At 52.1% G+C, this 14372-nt stretch carries 12 protein-coding genes and 1 pseudogene; 1 reads left to right on the forward strand and 12 read right to left on the reverse strand.

Going from position 1 to position 14372, the window contains the following annotated elements; all coding sequences use genetic code 11:
* Positions 1-5 precede the first annotated feature (5 nt).
* The 7 genes from trpA to trpB form a co-directional block, all read right to left on the reverse strand.
* Positions 6-788 carry a tryptophan synthase subunit alpha gene (gene trpA, locus DWY57_RS07435; RefSeq protein WP_119961508.1) on the reverse strand — a complete coding sequence of 261 codons (783 nt, stop codon included), beginning with the start codon at positions 786-788 and terminating at the stop codon, positions 6-8.
* A 156-nt stretch (positions 789-944) separates the two neighbouring features.
* The gene (locus DWY57_RS07440; RefSeq protein ID WP_119961509.1) at positions 945-1568 is read right to left on the reverse strand and encodes a phosphoribosylanthranilate isomerase; all 624 of its coding nucleotides are present in this window, start codon (positions 1566-1568) and stop codon (positions 945-947) included.
* 96 nt (positions 1569-1664) lie between these two features.
* Entirely contained in the window at positions 1665-2492 is an 828-nt protein-coding gene (trpC, locus tag DWY57_RS07445; RefSeq protein ID WP_119961510.1) for an indole-3-glycerol phosphate synthase TrpC, read from the reverse strand.
* A gap of 4 nt (positions 2493-2496) precedes the next feature.
* Complete coding sequence (gene trpD / locus DWY57_RS07450) at positions 2497-3492, reverse strand: anthranilate phosphoribosyltransferase (protein ID WP_005837316.1); 996 nt, start codon at positions 3490-3492, stop codon at positions 2497-2499.
* 49 nt (positions 3493-3541) lie between these two features.
* Positions 3542-4168: an aminodeoxychorismate/anthranilate synthase component II gene (locus tag DWY57_RS07455; RefSeq protein WP_119961511.1), complete on the reverse strand. Its 627-nt coding sequence runs from the start codon at positions 4166-4168 to the stop codon at positions 3542-3544.
* Between the two features lie 146 nt (positions 4169-4314).
* Complete coding sequence (locus DWY57_RS07460) at positions 4315-5715, reverse strand: anthranilate synthase component I family protein (RefSeq protein WP_119961512.1); 1401 nt, start codon at positions 5713-5715, stop codon at positions 4315-4317.
* A 59-nt stretch (positions 5716-5774) separates the two neighbouring features.
* Entirely contained in the window at positions 5775-6953 is a 1179-nt protein-coding gene (gene trpB, locus DWY57_RS07465) for a tryptophan synthase subunit beta (RefSeq protein WP_207805156.1), read from the reverse strand.
* 627 nt (positions 6954-7580) lie between these two features.
* Here trpB and DWY57_RS07475 point away from each other — a divergent pair.
* The gene (locus DWY57_RS07475; protein ID WP_117952006.1) at positions 7581-8165 is read left to right on the forward strand and encodes a DUF308 domain-containing protein; all 585 of its coding nucleotides are present in this window, start codon (positions 7581-7583) and stop codon (positions 8163-8165) included.
* 109 nt (positions 8166-8274) lie between these two features.
* Here DWY57_RS07475 and DWY57_RS07480 read toward each other — a convergent pair whose 3' ends face one another.
* From DWY57_RS07480 to DWY57_RS07500, 5 genes and pseudogenes are all read right to left on the reverse strand, one after another.
* A complete protein-coding gene (locus DWY57_RS07480) occupies positions 8275-9573 on the reverse strand; it encodes a S28 family serine protease (RefSeq protein ID WP_117952003.1) in 1299 nt (432 codons plus the stop codon).
* Between the two features lie 173 nt (positions 9574-9746).
* Positions 9747-11936, reverse strand: coding sequence for a glutamine synthetase III (locus DWY57_RS07485; protein ID WP_117952000.1), 2190 nt, complete (start codon positions 11934-11936; stop codon positions 9747-9749).
* 53 nt (positions 11937-11989) lie between these two features.
* A pseudogene (locus DWY57_RS07490) lies at positions 11990-12256 on the reverse strand (ammonium transporter); the annotation flags it as partial.
* A 66-nt stretch (positions 12257-12322) separates the two neighbouring features.
* On the reverse strand, positions 12323-13048 hold the full coding sequence (locus DWY57_RS07495) for a hypothetical protein (protein WP_119961514.1): 726 nt from the start codon (positions 13046-13048) through the stop codon (positions 12323-12325).
* 85 nt (positions 13049-13133) lie between these two features.
* Positions 13134-14366 carry an LL-diaminopimelate aminotransferase gene (locus tag DWY57_RS07500; RefSeq protein ID WP_119961515.1) on the reverse strand — a complete coding sequence of 411 codons (1233 nt, stop codon included), beginning with the start codon at positions 14364-14366 and terminating at the stop codon, positions 13134-13136.
* Positions 14367-14372 lie beyond the last annotated feature (6 nt).

Below are 14372 nucleotides of genomic sequence, written 5' to 3' on the forward strand. Positions count from 1 at the left end.
ATCACTCATAACTTTCTTACCTCTTCTTTCAACTGCCTGATAGCTTTTTCCGCATCTCCTTCCTTCTCGTTGAGCAACGTGACGAAGCGGCTGCCGATGATGGCACCGGATGAGTGGGCGCAGGCGGCATCGAATGTCTGCTTGTTGCTGATGCCGAAGCCTACCATGCGTGGATTGCGCAGGTTCATATCCTCTATCTTCTTGAAGTAGGCTTGCTTCCGGGTGTCGAAGTCTTTTTGGGCACCGGTGGTGGCGGCACTGGACACCAGATAGATGAATCCGTCGGTGTGGGCGTCTATTTCGCGGACGCGGGCTTCGCTGGTTTCGGGGGTAATGAGCATGATGACACGGATATCATACTTCAAAGCGATGGCTTTGTAACTCTCTTCGTAATCGCGGAAGGGGAGGTCGGGAATAATGACGCCGTCGATGCCGCATTCCACGCACTTCTGGCAGAAGGCTTCGAAGCCGAACTGCATGATGGGATTGAGGTACCCCATAAAGACAAGCGGGATGCGGACATCGCGACGGATGTCGTGCAATTGTTCGAAAAGCAGGCGGAGGGACATGCCGTTGTGCAGGGCGCGGGTGGCGGCATTCTGGATGACAATGCCGTCGGCCATGGGGTCACTGAACGGAATTCCGATTTCAATCATGCTGACTCCGTTTCTTTCGAGGGCACGGATAACGTCGGCAGTACCGTCGAGGTTGGGACAGCCTGCACAAAAGTAAATGGACAGCAGATTCTTGGGGCTGTCCTGGAAAAGTTGGTTAATGCGGTTCAACATACTATTTACAATTTTACAATTTACTATTTACTATTTGGCTGCGCAATATATGCTGCATGTTACGATTTACAATTTTACAATTTACTATTTACTATTTGGCTGCGCAATGTACGCCGCATGGCAAATTGTACATTGTACATGGTAAATAGTAAATCGTCAAATAGTAAATCCATTGAGTTCTTTCAGGAAGTTTGCGATGCGTTCCACATCCTTTATTCCCGGTGTCGTCTCGAAACGGCTGTTGATGTCGATACCTGCGAAATAGGGATGGCGGAACTCCCGGAGGGCTTTTACGCTGTAGGGGTTGATGCCACCGCTAAGCAGGAACGGGGTGGGACCGTTGTAGCGGTGCAGGAGGTTCCAGTCGAACTGGTTGCCGGAACCGCCGTACTGCGGGGTCTTGGTGTCGAAGAGGTAGTAGTCGCACAGACCATTGTAGGCAGATACGGCAAGCAGGTCCTTGGGCAGCAAGATAGAGAAAGCCTTGATGAGGTGCAGGCCTGCATTGTGCAGGGAACGGCAGTACTCGGGAGCTTCATTGCCATGCAGCTGGATGTAGTCAAGGCCGAAACGGTCGGTATACATCAGGATGTTTTCCTTACTTTCGTTGACAAAGACGCCGACGCGCTTGGCGCAGGCTGGCAGATACCCGGGCATCTGGCACAGACAACGGGGAGATTTGGGGTAGAAGATAAAACCAATCATATCTACACCTTGCAGTTCTACATTGCGGATGTTTTCTGCTTCGGTCATTCCGCATACTTTGATGAGAGGAGACATTTTATTTACTATTTACTATTTACTATTTACTATTTGGCTGCGCGATGTAACGCTGTATGAGAGACTTTTGTATTTACAATTATCAACTTTCAACTTTCAATTATTAATTAAGAGACTGTCTTGGATGAACTTTTTCAGGGTTTCGCCCGGGTTGGCTGTTTTCATGAAGGTTTCGCCGATGAGGAAACCGCGGAAGCCGGCGGCACGCAGGCGGCAGATGGTTTCGGGGTCGGAGATGCCGCTTTCGGAGACAAGGAGCGGGGATGCCGGTCCGTGGGTGGCTTCGCGCAGTTGCCGGGCTATCCGGAAGGAGTTTTCCACATCGGTGACGAAAGAGCCGAGGTTGCGGTTGTTGACACCCACCATGTCGACCTCCTTATTTATATAGGAGAGTTCCGAAGGGCTGTGGATTTCGAGCAATACCTCCAGCCCGAGTTCGTGGGCTTGGGCGGTGAGGGTGCTGCACTGCTCCGGACTGAGGCAGGCGGCAATGAGCAGTACGGCGTCGGCACCTACGATGCAGGCTTGCAGAAGCTGGTACTCGTCGATGATGAAGTCCTTGCGCAGAATGGGGATGCGGACGAGCGGACGGACCGTGCGGATGTCGCGCAGCGTACCGCCGAAGAACTTCTCATCCGTCAGGATGGAGAGGGCGGCGGCGCCGGCGGCTTCGTAGGAGGCGGGTATTTCCTCTGCTTGGGCAGCCTCGTTTATCCAGCCTTTGGAGGGTGAACAGCGTTTGAACTCGGAGATGATTCCTGTAGAAGAAGCGGCAAGGGCCTGCTTCATGCTGCGGCGGTGGACCGCATTCTCCCGGATGATGACTTCGGCTTGCTCCTGCAACTGCTTCGGAGAGACGGTTTGCTTCTGCAGTTCAATCTCTGTTTGCTTATGGGCGATGATTTCGGACAGTATATCTTTCATTGCTTCATTTATTAATCTCGATAAATTTTTTCAGTGTAGCCAGCGCCCGTCCGCTATCCAGTGATTCGCGTGCGATGGCGATGCACTCTTCAATCTCTTTCTGCGGCTCCATCACCTGGATGGCAAAGGCGGCGTTGACAATGACGCATTGCGTTTGTGCAGGTGTGGCATGCCCCGTAAGGATATTGTCGAAGATGCGGGCGGCATCTTCCTTGCATGCGCCACCGAAGAGTTCTTCGGGACGGGCATCTTTGAAGCCGAGGGCCTGCGGACGGTAGATGCGCTCGTAGTTGCGGGTCATCACCTTGAACTCGTCCGTCAGGGAGATTTCGTCGTAGCTGTCGAGGCTGTTGACTACGGCAAAGTCAATGCCGAGCTTATAGAATACGTTGGTGTATAGGCGCATCTGCGAGAGGTCTGCCACACCGAGCAGCTGGTATGCCGGGCAGCATGGATTCACCAGTGGGCCGAGCAGATTGAACAAGGTGCGTACTCCCAGCGTCTTGCGTACGGGACCGACAAACTTCATCGCCGGGTTGAAAAGTTGGGCATGAAGGTAGGCGATGTTGCACTCCTCCATGCTGCGTTTCAGCGTGTCGGGGTTGTTGGTGAAGCGTACGCCGTGCTGCTCGATGACATTGCTGGCTCCGCTCACGGAAGTGGCTCCGTAGTTGCCGTGCTTGGCAACCTTGTAGCCGGCTCCCGCCACCACGAAGCAAGCGCAGGTGGAGATGTTGAAGGTGTTCTTTCCGTCGCCGCCCGTACCTACAATGTCGATGGGGCGATAGGGGGCGAAGTCGATGGGAAGGCGTGTCTCCATCAGTGCTTCGCGGAAACCGATAAGCTCGTCCACAGTGATGCTCCGCATCTGGAAGGCAGTGAGCAAGGCTGCTATCTGCGCCTCAGGATACATTTCCTTGGTGATGTTGAGGAGGATTTGTTTGGTCTCCTCCGACGTGAGCTCTTCGTGATTGAAGAGACGGGTGAGTATTGCTTTCATCTATTTATTTACGATTTGACGATTGAATTTACTCTTTTTCTGAAGTGCCTCATTTGAAAAGCCAGTTTTTTACGATTGTTTTTCCGTCGGGTGTCAGTACCGATTCAGGATGGAACTGGATGCCGTGTATGTCATACTCCCGATGTTTCAGCGCCATGATTTGTCCTTCGGGGCTGATGGCGGTAATGGCAAGTTCGTCGGGAAACTCCTTCGTATCCACTACCCAGGAGTGGTATCGTCCGACGGGAATCCTATTGGGTAAACCGCAGAAGATATAGTCTTCTTCGAGAGAAATACCTTTATAATCCTTTCCCCCTAATCCTTCATCCCTTGTCCCTAGTCTTTCCTCCTTCCTCCTTATCTCCGTCTGTACCCCATGGAACACCTCTTCCAGATTGACCAGCTTTCCACCGAACGCTTGTCCGATGGCTTGTTCGCCCAGACAGACACCGAGTATGGGTTTCCGTCCGGCATAGGTGCGGATGACATCCAGCAACAGTCCGGCTTCCTCGGGGACACCGGGGCCGGGTGAGAGGATGATTTTATCGTATGGCTCCAATTCTTCGAGCCGGAATTTATCGTTGCGCAGCACATCCACTTCTGCGCCAAGCTCTTTCACCAGATGGGCAAGGTTGTAGGTGAAGGAGTCGTAATTGTCTATGATAACTGTTTTCATCTTTTGTATTTACAATCTATTTTATTTACTATTTGACGATTTACGATGTACGATTGAAGTTACTTTATTTACGATGTACGATTTGGCTGCGCAATGTACGCCGCATGGCAAATCGTACATCGTAAATCGTCAAATCGTACATGAACTCACATTTTTTCCGCCATCTCAATCGCCTTTTTCAGTGCGCCGAGCTTGTTGTTCACCTCTTGCAGTTCGTACTCGTCGTTGCTCTTGGCTACGATGCCGCCGCCTGCCTGGAACCAGAGGACACCATTGCGGCTGACAAAAGTACGAATCGTAATCGCCTGGTTCAGCGAGCCGTTCAGTCCGATGAAACCGATGCAGCCTCCGTAGGCTCCACGGTTGTGCGGTTCCAGCTGGCTGATGAGCTGCATGGCGCGTACTTTCGGGGCGCCGCTCAGGGTACCGGCAGGGAAGGTGTCGATGAAGGCCTTGACGGGGTCGGCCTCTTCGCGGAGCGTTCCGCTGACACGGCTGACGAGGTGGATAACATGGCTGTAATACTGCATCTCCTTATAGAAGTCCACCTTTACATCGTGGCAGTTGCGGGAGAGGTCGTTGCGGGCAAGGTCCACCAGCATCACGTGTTCGGCGTTCTCTTTGGGGTCGTCGTGCAGGTACCGGGCATTGAGGGCGTCCTGCTCTGCATCGCCGGTGCGCTTCGTGGTTCCGGCAATGGGGTCGATATAGGCATGGCGGCCTTCGATGCGGCAATGGGTTTCGGGAGACGAGCCGAAAATGCGGAAGCCCCCGAAGTCGAAATAGAACAGATAGGGAGAAGGGTTGATGCTGCGCAGGGCACGGTAGAGCTTGAAGTCATCGCCCGTGAAACGCTGCTCGAACCGGCGGGAGAGGACTATCTGGAAAACGTCGCCGCGCAGACAGTGGGCGATGCCCCGGCGGATATTCGCCTTGTGCTCCTCGTCCGTAAGCGGAGAGGTGGTGGGGCCGATGGCGCGGAAATCGTAGGCGGTGTAGTTGCGGTTATGGATGGCCTTCTGCACCTGGTCCAGTTCGCTGGTCTCGCCGGGCGCCAGCATCTCGAGGAGCAGCATCTCATTCTTGAAGTCGTTGAAGACGATGAGGTACTTATATAATATGTACAGCATGTCCGGCGCATCGTTGGTAGCTTCGCGGCTGTCCTTCACAGGGATATTCTCGAAGTAGCGGACCGCATTGAAGGAGGTGTATCCGTAGAGTCCGCAGTAATTGCTGTATTCGCCCTCCACGCGGAAGTGGGCAAGGAAATCGTTCAAGGCATTCTCTACCCGGTATGCATCGGTTATGGGATGCTCTTCGCGGCTGTCGTCCGGCAGGCGGAAGATAGCCGTGCCGTGGTCTATGCTGACACTTGCCAGCGGACACAGAGCGATGAACGAGCGGTTGTTCTCACTGCCGTGATAGTCGGAACTCTCCATAAGTGCGCTCTGCGGAAAGATGTCGCGCACCTTCAGATACGTGCTCACCGGCGTATGCAAGTCACCGAGCATGGTGCGGCTGACTGTTTTATAATCATATTGTTTCATTGTATCTTGTATTTTATTTCATTGTATCTCGTATTTTCAAATAGCTCATCACTTATCACTTATAACTCATCACTCAAATACGTCTCTATATCCTTATCCCCCCGTCCCGACACCGTCAGCACCACCACGTCCGTCGGCTTGAACCTCATCTTCTCCAGCGCACCCAGTGCGTGGGCACTTTCCAATGCGGGGATGATGCCTTCGAGCCGGGTCAGTTCGTAGGCGGCGCGGATGGCTTCGTCGTCGTTGACGGCGAGGACGATGGCACGCTTCTGCTTGGCAAGGTTGGCGTGCATGGGGCCGATGCCCGGATAGTCCAGTCCGGCAGAGATGGAATAGGGCTCTTCTATCTGTCCGTCCTCGTTCTGGATGACGTAGGTGCGCGAGCCGTGGATGATGCCCATCTTGCCGAGGGCGATGGTGGCGGCTGTCATTCCCGTTTCAATGCCTTTTCCTCCGGCTTCGGCGAGGACGATTTGCACGTGCGGGTCGTTGACGTAGTGATAGATGGTGCCGGCTGCATTGCTTCCTCCACCTACGCAGGCGATGAGGTAATCGGGGCAGCTACGTCCTTCATGCTCAAGAAGTTGTTTCCTGATTTCTTCGCTGATGACGGACTGCAGGCGTGCCACCATGTCGGGGTACGGATGCGGGCCGACGGTGGAACCTATCACGTAGTAGGTGTCTGAGAGATGGCAGCACCAGTCGCGGATGGCTTCGTTGGTGGCGTCCTTCAACGTCATATTACCACTGGTGACGGGAACGACGGTGGCGCCGAGCATCTTCATCTTCTCCACATTGACGCGCTGGCGCTCTACGTCGGTCTTACCCATGTAGACGATGCATTCCATGTTCATCAAGGCGCAGACGGTGGCTGTGGCCACACCGTGCTGTCCGGCTCCGGTTTCGGCGATGATGCGGCGCTTGCCCATGCGGCGTGCCAGCAATACCTGCCCGATGCTGTTGTTGATTTTGTGGGCACCGGTATGGTTCAGGTCTTCACGCTTGAGGTAAATCCGGCAACCGTACTTCTCGGACAAGCGGTGTGCCAAGTAGAGTGGGGAAGGGCGTCCCACGTAGTCGCGCAGCAACTGGTCGTATTCACGCTTGAAGTCCTCACTTTGCAGCACCTTGAGGTAGGTGTTCTGCAACTCTTCTACACATTTGTGGAGGATTTCGGGAACGTATGCCCCGCCGAACTCTCCGTAATAACCTTCTTTGTCAACTAAGAAATTCATCATGTTATTTACTATTTGACGATTTACTATTTACTATTTCAGAAATCAAAACGCATTATTGCTTAAACGAAAAAAGCCCCGTCGCTTGGTGCGACAGGGCTCTTTTTGTTTTTTACTATATATTACATATATACATACGAGCGCTGCTCCCTTACGACTGTCGGAGTTGTAACGGGTGCCACCACCAATATGTATTTACTAACATTGTTTTCATTGACTTTTTTGTTTTATCGGGGGCAAAGACAGTGCAAACCGAATGTATAATAAAATGAACTTGTTCATTTTTTATGCTGAGGTGCAGCCTGTCTTCGTTTTCGCGACAAATATAAGCACTTTGTTTTAACTGCCAAAATAAATATGACTTTTTTTCTGGATAAGAACATTTTTCTTGAAATATTGTTCTTATAAGTGTAGTAAAAACGAATATTCATTCAAAAAAAGAAAGGAACAAACTATGAATAGAAAACATTTAGTTGCCATAGGCGTGGTTATTGCTGTACTGTTGTTATTATACTGGCTCTTTGTGGCCGAAGATATGAATGCCTGGCTGAATGTAAACTGATTTTTCGGGATTTTCGTGTGGAGTTATTCGGATAAAGATGTATCTTCGCAAAAAAACATAGACTCATGAAAGGATTAAGTTATTCATTTTTGCGTGCTATATGTGCACTGGTTATCGGTTTGGTGCTGGTGATGTTTCCCGACCAAGCCGGTGATTACTTTGTGATTACGATAGGTGTCATTTTCCTGGTGCCTTCGCTCATCAGCATCATAGGCTACTTTGCACAGAGCACGGAGATGCGCCGCCGCTTCCCTATCGAGGGAGTAGGCAGCCTGCTGTTTGGCTTGTGGCTGATTATTATGCCCGGTTTCTTTGCCGATTTGCTGACATTTGTATTGGGATTTATCTTGGTGATGGGAGGAGTGCAACAGATTGCTTCGCTTTCCGCTGCCCGTCGCTGGATGCCGGTACCGGGAGGTTTTTATGTGGTTCCGGTATTGATTCTGCTTGCCGGCTTGGTTGCGCTGTTCAATCCTACGGGAGTACGCTCCACGGCATTTATTATTATCGGCATCAGCAGTCTGGTCTATGCGGCTTCGGAACTGCTGAACTGGTTCAAGTTTACGCGTCGCCGTCCCAAAGCATCGGGTACAAAGGACTCCTCTTCAAGAGAAATCAATAACATTGAAGATGCTGAAATCGTAGAATAAAAAAACGGACCATGCGTTGGTTGTAAACAGATGGTCTGTTTACCCTGAACGCATGGTCTGTTGGCATTGAATAGATGGTCTGTTTCAATCAAGCGGACCATCTGTCTTTTTATTCTTGCAGCCACTTGTTTATCAGTGAAATGGCTTCTTGCTTTTGAACGTCGGGCAGTGTACCGATGCGTGCCCGATGGCTTCCTCCGGGCTCTACGAATACATGGATGTTTTTCTTTCCTTTCAGCCAGGTCACTCCGGCAGCTGTCCACGGGTCGTTCTGTCCGTAGATGAATATCATCTTCGGGTCATTCTCTTTCAGGAACTTCGTGATTTTCTTGCTTAGGGTCTTGTCGAAGGGCATGTCTTTCAGCTCTTCGGGAAGCATCAGGCGATGCAGGTAATCCTTACTCGATTGGATGGAAAGATACTTCTTGAAAGGCTTCGTATCGTAGCCATAATAGCCCAGTTCGCGGGCGGCCTGTACGAAGAACGAGGCTGTGGGACTGTCGGCAATGAAGTAGTCGGGATTACTGATGTCGAGCAGATGGGCAAATATCTCATCGTCCGAGGCCGTGGTGGCAGGGATGCTGCTGACGGGAGTTCCCCACTGCCAAAGGGCAAAAGAATACTCCAGCACACAATAGTCGTATATCTCTTCAACGGGTGCACGGAACTTGAGTCCTTTTTCATCGCAATATTTCTCAAAGCGGGGGAGCAGTGCGGCTTTCCGTTTCAACACTTCCAACTGGAAGTCCTCAATCCGTTTGCGGTCTTCCGGAGTAGACACTTTCCTGAGGAAAGGCTCGTGGCGTCCGTCTTCTGCCCCGTAGCAGAGCGGAGCTACATAAGGCACGGAAATATCCACGTCGTCCGGATAGAACGTGCGGTAGAGCAGGGTAGTCTGTCCGCCCTTGCTGATGCCGGTCGCAATCCATTTGCCGGGATAGATGCTTTTAAAGGCGTTGCGGACGGCGTGGAGGTCGTCGGCAGAATTCTCGGCGGTGAGGTATTGCCAGTCTTTAGGCTCAGGGGTGGATTCCAGGAAATAACGGTATTCCACAAAAATCATGTTGGCATCGAGCAGCTCGGAAAGTTCCTCGCGATACTTGGGGTTGAGGGCATAGGCGGCTCCATAGCCTTCGGTTACAATCACTGTGGGACGGTCGAAGCCGACGTGGGAGACAATTACACGTTGGTGGAAACTGCCCTTTTCGGGATGACGGTGGTCCAACGGCTGGGTGAAATAGGTTACATACTTCTCGGAGAACCGGGTAGACTCCAACGGACGGGTTTCCGTAATGGTGGAAATCCGACCCAGTTTTTGCTGCAGATCGGTTTGTGCCGGGGCAGCAGCCGAAACGAACAGCAAGGCAAACAGTAGGAACGCTGCATAGCAATTACGTAAATTCTTCATGATGACAGGATTGTTTTATCTGACGGGCAAAGATAGGTTATTTCCGGCTTACCGCCAACTGTTGGCATGGACGAAAAAAGAGAGAGAACTGCCTCGCGGCACCTCTCCCCCCTGCAAACTTAAAACAACCAACAAAAGAATGAGATAGGGATTAAGGATTCATCCTTCATTTTTCATCTTATAAACAGTAACTCGCGATATTTGGGCAACGTCCACATCTGATTGTCGACGATGAGTTCCAGCTTGTCGATGTGGTAACGGATTTCCTCCATCATCGGTACGATGTTGTCGTGGTAGGCGATGGCTTTTTCACGTTCACTCTCAATTTTGTTGGCCACTTTGCGCGCCTCGATCATGGCATCCACATGCTCCTTGATGAAGGCGGTACGGTCGGCAATCTCTTCGATGAGTTCCAGATTCTTGGCAGACAGTTTTGCAGCCTTCTCTGCGGGGAACAGGTCTTTCATCTTGTAGACATTGTCAATCAAATCCGACTGATACTGTGTAGCTACGGGAATAATGTGGTTCATGGCCAAATCTCCGAGCACACGGGCTTCAATCTGTATTTTCTTGGTGTACATTTCCCATTTCACCTCGTTGCGGGCTTCCAGTTCCTTCTTCGTCATGACGCCGATGGACTCGAACATCCGGATGCTCTCCGGTTTCAGGTAGTTGTCGAAGATGACGGGGACACTTGTCTCGCAATCCAGACCACGACGGGCAGCTTCAGCTTTCCATTCGTCACTGTAACCGTTTCCATCGAAGTGGATGGGTTTGCAAATCTTGATGTACTTGCGGATAACTTCGAGGATGGCGGAGATTTTCGGCTCGCCCTTTTCAATCAGTTCGTCCACATCTTTCTTGAATTCCGTCAACTGCTCGGCAAGGGCGGAGTTCAGCGCAATCATGGCACTGGCGCAGTTGGCCTCGGAACCCACGGCGCGGAACTCGAAGCGGTTGCCGGTGAAGGCGAACGGGCTGGTGCGGTTACGGTCGGTATTGTCTATCATCAGTTCCGGAATCTGCGGGATGTCCAGCTTCATGCCTTGCTTGCCGCTGAGGCTGACGAGGTCGTCCTTAGTGCTCTCTTCGATGTGTTCCAGCACCTGGCTCAACTGCTTGCCCAGGAAGGAAGAGATGATGGCCGGAGGCGCTTCGTTGGCACCCAGCCGGTGGGCGTTCGTCGCACTGGAGATGGAGGCTTTCAGCAATCCGTTGTGACGGTATACGGCCATCAGCGTATTCACTACGAAGGTGATGAAACGCAGGTTCTCTTCGGGCAGTTTGCCGGGTGCGTGGAGCAGGATACCGGTATCCGTACCCAGCGACCAGTTATTATGCTTGCCGCTACCGTTGACACCCTTGAAGGGCTTTTCGTGCAGCAGTACGCGGAAACCGTGGTTACGTGCCACTTTACGCATCAAGGCCATGATGAGCATGTTGTGGTCTACCGCCAGGTTGCATTCCTCGAAGACGGGAGCCAGCTCGAACTGGTTGGGAGCCACTTCGTTGTGACGGGTCTTGACAGGGATGCCGAGTTTCAGCGCTTCGATTTCCAGCTCCTTCATGAAAGCGGCCACACGGCTGGGAATAGCCCCGAAGTAGTGGTCTTCCAACTGCTGGTTCTTGGCGCTGTCATGGCCCATCAGCGTGCGTCCGGTCATCAGCAGGTCGGGGCGTGCGGCGTACAACCCTTCGTCAACCAGAAAATATTCCTGCTCCCAGCCCAGATAGGCAACCACTTTCTTTACTTCCGGATTGAAATAGTGGCATACGTCGACGGCAGCCTTGTCTACGGCACGCAGGGCTTTCAGCAACGGTGCCTTGTAGTCCAGAGACTCACCGGTATAGGCGATGAAAATAGTCGGGATGCAGAGCGTGTCGTCTACGATGAATGCCGGGGAGGAGGGGTCCCATGCCGAGTAGCCACGTGCCTCGAACGTATTGCGGATACCGCCGTTCGGGAAACTGGAAGCGTCCGGTTCCTGCTGCACGAGCAGTTTGCCGGTGAATTCCTCCATCACGCCGCCTTTGCCGTCGTGTTCCACAAAAGCATCGTGCTTTTCGGCAGTACCTTCGGTCAGCGGATGAAACCAGTGCGTATAGTGGGTCGCCCCCATTTCAACCGCCCATTTCTTCATACCTGCGGCAACTTCGTCGGCTATGCTGCGGTCCAGCGGAGCTCCGTTGTCAATCACATCCGTCAGTTTGGCATACACCTTGCTCGGCAGATAGCGGAACATCTTCTCCTTGTTGAATACATACTTGGCAAAATACTCTGACGGACGTTCCGCCGGAACTGCCACTGCAACGGGTTTCTTCTTAAACGCCGTTTCTACTACTCTGAATCTCAATTTTGACATAATACCTTAGAGTTGTAATTGTTGGTTTAATAAAACATAAAATCATTAGCGTAGAATACAGTCTGGAATACCAGGAAACCTTCCGTGGGAAGCCCGCCTCCGTCGTAGAACGAGAGGTCGAAGAAATGGGGCATTCCTATGAATCCGCCTGCACCGAACATCAGTCCGAAACTGATGAACCAGTGGAGCAGACAGCCAAACATGAAGTCAACGAAGTTCTTCATCTGGATATTGGCCGTATTTTTTACTCTTGCAAAACCGGCTTCGACCAGTGCAAAGCCCGGCTGCATGAAGAATACCAGCGATATGGCAAGGGCCATACGCAGTCTGTAGAGACTGTATTTACTATTTGCCTTTCGGCGTGTGTAAATCATAGTTCTTTGCTTTTAGAAGCTTAGTCCGACTACAAAGTATGCACCTTCAGACCTTGGATTCCAGGTTGCTTTGGCAAACAACGGGAGGGAGAAGGAATCGGTGATTTTGATGTCTTTTGATACTCCCAGGCTGACGTCGCATACGGCAAATCCGTTGGCTCCATAGAAGTCCGTGGCCCAAGGGGTAGCGCCTATCTCGGCCGTCCAGTCCAGTCCGCCCAGTGTGAAGGGAGCTGCTACGGAGATGTAGGATGAATAAGCACGGTCACCGTCTTTGTCAACACCGTCGTCGCCTGCAAAGTTGGTGTACCAGTTTACGGCTACGGGGCCGAAATCATAGCCGATTTGCGCTTCGAACAGATGTGAGTTGGCAGCATTGTGTGCGCCGTACTGGAAGTATTTGGCTGTCACCCCATCTCCGGTCACATTGTACCAGTAGTCCGTCACTGATACGCTGAAACCTCCGGTTGAATATCCCAGTATGAGTTCGAACTCTTTCGTGTCCGAACTCTCGATGCCTACGGAGCCCCAAGCTCCCAGAGAGAAACCTTTGTAGGCGATGGATGCGCTCGGCTGGAGGCTTACCCCTCCCAAATCCTGGCCACGCCACACGTAACCGCTTACGAGGTCGACGCCTACCGACGCTTCCACTTTATCCTGAGCCTTTGCCGTGAAAGGCATTGCCATTGATAATAGCGCCATTGCCATTATTACCCATTTTACACTTCTTGTTTTCATACCTTTTTACCTTTAAGTTTAGAAAAATTCCGGATGATCAGTCCGACTCGATTATAACAAGTACCTCGCTAATTCAATTGTTTTTTTATTTCAGCCACTTCCGGATGCGCTTCATGGCTTCCACGCAATCTTCATGTTTGCCGAAGGCCGTCAGCCGGATATATCCTTCACCGCTGGGGCCGAAACCTACACCCGGTGTGCCCACTACATTGGCTTCGTACAGCATTTGTTCGAAGAACCGCCAGGAGCTTGTTCCGTCGGGTGTTTTCAGCCAGATGTAAGGAGCGTTCACACCACCGTAGACTTTCAGCCCGGCCGTTTCAAGGCCCTGCTTCATGGTCCGGGCATTGTCCATATAATAATCTATCGTTTCCTTTATCTGCCGCTGTCCCTCCGGTGTGTAGATGGCTTCCGCCGCCCGCTGGGTGATGTAGCTGGTACCGTTGAACTTGGTAGATTGGCGGCGGTTCCAGAGCTTGTTCAGTGGGATGCGTTCGCCTTCCAGCGTGGCGGCAGTGAGTTCTTTCGGCACAACGGTGTAGCCACAGCGTACTCCCGTGAATCCGGCAGTCTTCGAGAAGCTGCGGAACTCGATGGCGCATTTCTTCGCTCCCTTTATCTCATAGATGGAGTGGGGCACGTCGTCTTCGCGGATGAAGGCTTCGTAGGCGGCATCGAACAGAATCAGCGTGTCGTTGGCGAGCGCATAGTCCACCCATTTCTTCAGCTCGGGCTTGGTCAGGGTGGTGCCCGTGGGGTTGTTGGGGTAGCAGAGGTAGACGATGTCGATGCGCTTGTCCGGAATCTCCGGGATGAAGTCGTTCTCGGCGGTACAAGGCATGTAGGTGACGTTGCTCCACTGGCAGTTTTCCTCCAGTACTCCGGCACGTCCGCACATCACGTTGCTGTCTATATAGACCGGATAAATAGGGTCGGTCACTCCCACGCTGTTGTCGTGGCGGAGAATGTCGCCGATGTTTCCCGTGTCGCTCTTTGCTCCGTCGTTCACGAAGATTTCCGTAGGACCGAAGTGGATGCCTCGCGGAAGGTAATCGTGCTTGAGGATGGCTTCTATCAGGAAGTCGTATCCCTGCTCGGGACCATATCCACGGAATGTCCGTGCGTCAGCCATCTCCTCCACTGCCTTGTGCATCGCTTCGATGCAGACTGGTGGCAGTGGCCGGGTAACGTCTCCGATACCCAGACGGATGACCTCTTGCTTGGGATGTGTTATCCTGAAAGTATTTACCTTCTTGGCTATGTCTGAAAACAGATAACTACCCGGTAGCTTTAAAAAATGTTCGTTAACTAATGCCATACTCTT

It is taken from the genome of Bacteroides sp. AF25-5LB, from assembly GCF_003602965.1.
Taxonomy (GTDB): domain Bacteria; phylum Bacteroidota; class Bacteroidia; order Bacteroidales; family Bacteroidaceae; genus Bacteroides; species Bacteroides uniformis.

Excerpts from the sequence above, each read along its gene's own strand:
- trpA (WP_119961508.1), bottom strand. The coding sequence starts at position 788 with ATGTTGAACCGCATTAACCAACTTTTCCAGGACAGCCCCAAGAATCTG.
- DWY57_RS07440 (WP_119961509.1), bottom strand. The coding sequence starts at position 1,568 with ATGTCTCCTCTCATCAAAGTATGCGGAATGACCGAAGCAGAAAACATC.
- trpC (WP_119961510.1), bottom strand. The coding sequence starts at position 2,492 with ATGAAAGATATACTGTCCGAAATCATCGCCCATAAGCAAACAGAGATT.
- trpD (WP_005837316.1), bottom strand. The coding sequence starts at position 3,492 with ATGAAAGCAATACTCACCCGTCTCTTCAATCACGAAGAGCTCACGTCG.
- DWY57_RS07455 (WP_119961511.1), bottom strand. The coding sequence starts at position 4,168 with ATGAAAACAGTTATCATAGACAATTACGACTCCTTCACCTACAACCTT.
- DWY57_RS07460 (WP_119961512.1), bottom strand. The coding sequence starts at position 5,715 with ATGAAACAATATGATTATAAAACAGTCAGCCGCACCATGCTCGGTGAC.
- trpB (WP_207805156.1), bottom strand. The coding sequence starts at position 6,953 with ATGAATTTCTTAGTTGACAAAGAAGGTTATTACGGAGAGTTCGGCGGG.
- DWY57_RS07475 (WP_117952006.1), top strand. The coding sequence starts at position 7,581 with ATGAAAGGATTAAGTTATTCATTTTTGCGTGCTATATGTGCACTGGTT.
- DWY57_RS07480 (WP_117952003.1), bottom strand. The coding sequence starts at position 9,573 with ATGAAGAATTTACGTAATTGCTATGCAGCGTTCCTACTGTTTGCCTTG.
- DWY57_RS07485 (WP_117952000.1), bottom strand. The coding sequence starts at position 11,936 with ATGTCAAAATTGAGATTCAGAGTAGTAGAAACGGCGTTTAAGAAGAAA.
- DWY57_RS07495 (WP_119961514.1), bottom strand. The coding sequence starts at position 13,048 with ATGAAAACAAGAAGTGTAAAATGGGTAATAATGGCAATGGCGCTATTA.
- DWY57_RS07500 (WP_119961515.1), bottom strand. The coding sequence starts at position 14,366 with ATGGCATTAGTTAACGAACATTTTTTAAAGCTACCGGGTAGTTATCTG.